This is a genomic window from uncultured Frigoribacterium sp. (assembly GCF_963515265.1).
In the GTDB taxonomy this organism is placed as follows: domain Bacteria; phylum Actinomycetota; class Actinomycetes; order Actinomycetales; family Microbacteriaceae; genus Frigoribacterium.
This window is the reverse complement of record NZ_CAUPYL010000202.1, coordinates 1-4609: the sequence shown is the minus strand read 5'-3', so window position 1 is coordinate 4609 and position 4609 is coordinate 1. Positions and strand designations below refer to the sequence as shown.

The 4609-nt window shown below is 74.4% G+C and carries 4 protein-coding genes; 3 read left to right on the top strand and 1 reads right to left on the bottom strand.

From position 1 onward, the window contains the following. The coding region (locus tag RWM17_RS12490; protein ID WP_314104141.1) for a D-alanyl-D-alanine carboxypeptidase at positions 1 to 1213 on the top strand (1213 nt) is incomplete at its 5' end. A 46-nt stretch (positions 1214 to 1259) separates the two neighbouring features. Here the strand turns inward: RWM17_RS12490 and RWM17_RS12485 are convergent. Next, positions 1260 to 2057, bottom strand: a complete 798-nt coding sequence (locus RWM17_RS12485) for an SGNH/GDSL hydrolase family protein (protein ID WP_123545760.1) — start codon at positions 2055 to 2057, stop codon at positions 1260 to 1262. Positions 2058 to 2102: 45 nt separating this feature from the next. Between RWM17_RS12485 and RWM17_RS12480 the strand changes: the two genes are divergently transcribed. Further along, positions 2103 to 3293, top strand: a complete 1191-nt coding sequence (locus RWM17_RS12480) for an acyl-CoA dehydrogenase family protein (protein ID WP_314104139.1) — start codon at positions 2103 to 2105, stop codon at positions 3291 to 3293. A 66-nt stretch (positions 3294 to 3359) separates the two neighbouring features. Then, a partial coding sequence (gene dinB, locus RWM17_RS12475; protein ID WP_314104137.1) for a DNA polymerase IV occupies positions 3360 to 4609 on the top strand: 1250 nt, incomplete at its 3' end.

Here is a 4609-nt window from a genome sequence, read left to right as displayed (position 1 = left end):
CCTCAGACGTCGTCGGGCCGCCGTGGCCGCCGTCGTGGTGCTCGTGCTCGCCGTGGGCACGTACCTGCCCCTCACGTTGCTCGGCCCGCTGGCGCCTGCCGCGGCCGCCGCGTCGACCTGGGAGGCGCCCGCCCAGCCGGGCGCGCAGCTCGCGTTCCCGGCGTACGGGGCCACGGCCGTCGAGGCCCTCGGCTTCGATGAGAGCCTGACGACGAGCGGCGACGCGCAGCCTCGGCCGATCGCGAGCATCAGCAAGGTGGTGACCGCCCTCGTCGTCCTCGACGCGAAGCCCCTGGACGGGGGCGACGGGCCGTCGATCACCCTCTCGGCCGCCGACGCGGCCCTCTACGACACGTACCGCGCCGTCGACGGGAAGGTCGTGCCGATGACGGCGGGCTCCGTCCTCACCGAACGGCAGCTGCTCGAGGTGACCCTGATCGAGTCGGCGAACAACTACGCGACCACGCTGGCCCGGTGGGCCTTCGGGTCGGACGCCGCCTTCGTGTCCGCGGCGGCCGCCTGGCTCGCCGAGAACGACCTCGCCGCGACCACCATCGTCGAGCCGACCGGGCTGTCGCCGCAGAACACGAGCACGGCGACCGACCTCGTCGCCCTCGGCGCGCTCGCCCTCGCCGACCCCGACGTCGCGGCCGTCGTCGGCACCGACGAGACGACGATCCCCGGCGTGGGGGTCATCGACAACTCGAACGAGCTGCTCGGCCTCGACGGCGTCAAGGGGATCAAGACCGGCACGCTCGACGAGGCCGGCGCCTGCCTGCTCTTCGCGGCCGACTTCACGGTGGCCGACCGGACCGTGACGGTCGTCGGCGTCGTCCTGGGCGGCGTCGACCACGACGCGCTCGACGCCGACGTGCAGCGCCTGCTGCAGAGCGTCGCGGGCAAGTTCCAGACCATCACGCTGACGAGCCGGGACGACGTCTGGGCCCGCTACGACCTGCCGTGGGGCGCGTCGGCCCAGGCGGTGGCGGCCGAGGACGCCGACCTGCTCGTCTGGGGCGACAAGACGGTCACCTCCGCCCTGCAGACCGACGAGGTCGGACCGGACGACGCCGGCGACGAGGTGGGCACCGTCCGCTTCGACGTCGGCGGCGAGGAGGTCGACGTGCCGCTGGTGCTCGACGCGACGATCCCGGAGCCCGGTGCGTGGTGGCGGCTGACGCACCCGCAGGACGTCCTCGGCGGACGCGGCTGACGCCTCCTCGGCGGGGCCACGCGCCCCGCCGCGGCCGCGCCCGCCGCTACGACGGCGGCTGCTCGTCGCGGTAGATGACCGTCACCGCGTCCGGTCGCTTCGCCTGGCGCCCGTCGCCGGACGACTGGTGCCGGAGGCGGCGGACGACCCAGGGCACCAGGTACTCGCGCGCCCAGCCCATGTCCTCCGAGCGCGCCTGGCGCCACGGACGACGCTCGAGGGGCTCGGGCCGCCAGGGCTCGAGGTCGTTCTCGACGGCGAGGGCGCCGAGCACGGCCCGGGCGATCGTGTGGTGGCCGAGCGGGCTGAAGTGCAGCCGGTCGGGGGCCCACATGCGGGAGTCGGACAGCTGGCGGAGGGCCCACATGTCGGCGACCACGGCGTCGTGCTTGAGCGCGATCGCGTGGACGTGCTCGTTGTAGATGGCGACCTTGCCGCGGAGGCGCCCGAGCACCGGGGTCAGCCCGATGTCCGGGCCCGTGAAGACGACCACCGTCGCGCCCTGGGAGCCCAGCTTCTCGACCAGGGCGTCGAAGCCGGCGGCGACCTGGTCGGGGTCGGTCCCGGGGCGGATGATGTCGTTTCCGCCGGCCGAGACGGAGATCAGGTCGGGCCGGAGCGACAGGGCGGCGTCGGCCTGCTCGTCGGCGATCTGCGCCAGCAGGCGCCCCCTGACGGCGAGGTTGGCGTAGGCGAAGTCGTCCGCCGACGAGCCCAGGACCTCGGCGACGCGGTCGGCCCAGCCGCGGTGACCGCCGGGGGCACGCTCCTCCGGGTCGCCGATCCCCTCCGTGAACGAGTCGCCGATCGCGACGTACCGGGACCAGGGGTGCAGCTGAGTCATGGCCTCCACGTTACCGCCGGGTGCCGACGTGGCTACCCTCGGTGCATGACCGACGGCGCCCGACCTGCCACCGCCTCCTCGTGGTCGCCCTCGGCGCTGCTTCCGGACGACCTGCTCGCTCGGTTCCGCGAGCGTGCCGCCGGTCACGACCGGGACGGCTCGTTCCCGCACGACGACCTCGCCGAGCTGCGCGAGCGGGGCTACCTGACCGTCTTCGTGCCCGAGGGCGAAGGAGGCGCGGGCCTGGGACTCGAGCAGGTCGCGGCCCTGCAGTCCCGCCTCGCGGCCGCCGCTCCCGCCACCGCCCTCGCGGTCGGGATGCACCTCGTCTGGACCGGCTGCGCCGCCGTGCTGCGCGCCCGGGGCGACCGTTCGCTCGACCTCGTGCTCGCGGACGCCGCCGCCGGGGAGGTGTTCGCCTTCGGGGTGAGCGAGCCGGGCAACGACCTCGTCCTCTTCGACTCGGTCACCCGCGCCGAGCCCACGGGGGACGGCGGCTGGCGCTTCACCGGCACGAAGACGGCGACCTCGCTCTCGCCGGTCTGGACCCGGCTGGGCGTCTTCGGCCGTGACGACACGAACCCCGCGGCGCCGGTGCTCGTGCACGGCTTCGTGCACCGCGACCAGCCGGGCTGGACCTCGCTCGGCGACTGGGACACGATCGGCATGCGGGCGACCGAGAGCCACAGCACCCGGCTCGACGGCGTCGAGGTGCCGGCCTCGCGCATCGTCCGGCAGCTGCCGGTCGGATCGAGCGCCGACCCGCTCGTGTTCGGCGTCTTCGCGGTCTTCGAGACGCTCGTCGCCGCCGCCTACCGCGGGATCGCCCGGCGAGCGGTCGAGCTCGCCGTCGAGTCCGCGTCCGGACGGACCTCGCGCCGGACGGGCGAGTCGCTCGCCCTCGAACCGATCGTCCGCTGGCGGGTCGCCGACGCCCGCCTGGTGCTCGACGGCCTCGAGCCGCAGGTCGACTCGCTGGCCCGTGACGTCGACCGGCTCGTCGACCACGGCGCCGACTGGTCGCCGCTCCTCGTCGGCCTCAAGACCCGTGTGACGGAGGCGGCGCGGGCCGTCGTCGACCAGGCCGTCGCGGTCGCCGGAGGCGGGTCGTACCGGGCGTCGTCGGAGCTCGGGCGGCTGCAGCGCGACGTGCTCGCCGGGCGGTTCCACCCGTCGAGCACCGACTCGGCGCACGCGACGATCGCGGCGCGCCTGCTCGGGCCGGTGGAGCAGTAGCCGCGGCGAGGGCGCCCGCGGCCCGTGCCGGACGGCGATGTCGGCGGTCCGTGTGAGGATCACCGGGTGAGCAAACAGGACGGCAGCGGGCGACTCGTCACCGCGGACCCCACCGACGACGTGTCGGCGCCCATCCTGCACGTCGACATGGACGCGTTCTTCGCCTCGGTCGAGCTGCTCGACCGCCCCGACCTCGTCGGCAAGCCGGTCGTCATCGGCCACCGGTCCGACCGCTCGGTCGTCACGGCCGCGACGTACGAGGCACGCAAGTTCGGCGTCAACTCCGCGATGCCGATGGCGATCGCGCTCCGGCGGTGCCCGCAGGCGATCGTGCTCGAGCCGCACGGCGAGAAGTACCGGCACTGGTCGTCGGTCGTGATGTCGATGTTCGACGACGTGACGCCGCTCGTCGAGCGCCTCGGCATCGACGAGGCGTTCCTCGACGTGTCCGGGGCGATCCGGCTCATGGGCCCGCCGTGGCGGATCGCGACCGAGCTGCGGCGCCGCGTGCACGCCGAGACGGGGCTGCGCTGCAGCATCGGGGCCGCGTCCACGAAGTTCGTCGCGAAGCTGGCCTCCAGCGTCTCCAAGCCCGACGGCCTCCTCGTCGTCCCGCACGACCGCACGATCGAGTTCCTCCACCCGCGGCCGATCAGCGCCCTCTGGGGCGTGGGCGGCAAGACGGAGGAGGTCCTCACGAACCTCGGGCTGCGCACGGTCGGCGACGTCGCCACGGCCTCGCTCGACACCCTCGTCCGCGCGGTCGGCCCGGCCGCGGGCGCGAAGCTGCACGACCTCGCCTGGGCACGCGACCCACGCCGGGTGCACACCGAGACGGTCGAGAAGAGCGTCGGCCACGAGATGACCTTCTCGACCGACGTCGTCGACCCCGACGTCATCCGGCGCGAGCTGCTGCGGCTCAGCGACAAGGTCGGAGCACGCCTCCGCGCGGCTGGTCTCAGCGGCCGCACCGTGGTGCTCAAGCTGCGCACGACCGACTTCGTCACGATCACGCGGTCGCGCACCCTCGCAGAGCCGACCGACCTCGGACGCCGCATCTACGACGAGGTGCGCTCGGTCTACGAGGCGACGGGCAAGCAGCACGAGCGCATCCGGCTCGTCGGCGTGCGCGTCGAGCAGCTGGGCACGGGCGACGACGGCGGGCTCTCGCTCGGCCTGTGGGACGACGACGCCGAGTGGCGCGGAGCCGAGTCGACGGTGGACGCCCTGCGGGCGCGTTTCGGGGCGGCCGCGCCGACGCCGGCGTCGCTGCTGCGCCTGGCGGACCATCCCAGGATCGCGGCGGTCAAGGACGC

Bases quoted from the DNA above. Each gene is read 5' to 3' on its own strand.
- RWM17_RS12485 (WP_123545760.1), bottom strand. From the start codon at position 2,057: ATGACTCAGCTGCACCCCTGGTCCCGGTACGTCGCGATCGGCGACTCG.
- RWM17_RS12480 (WP_314104139.1), top strand. From the start codon at position 2,103: ATGACCGACGGCGCCCGACCTGCCACCGCCTCCTCGTGGTCGCCCTCG.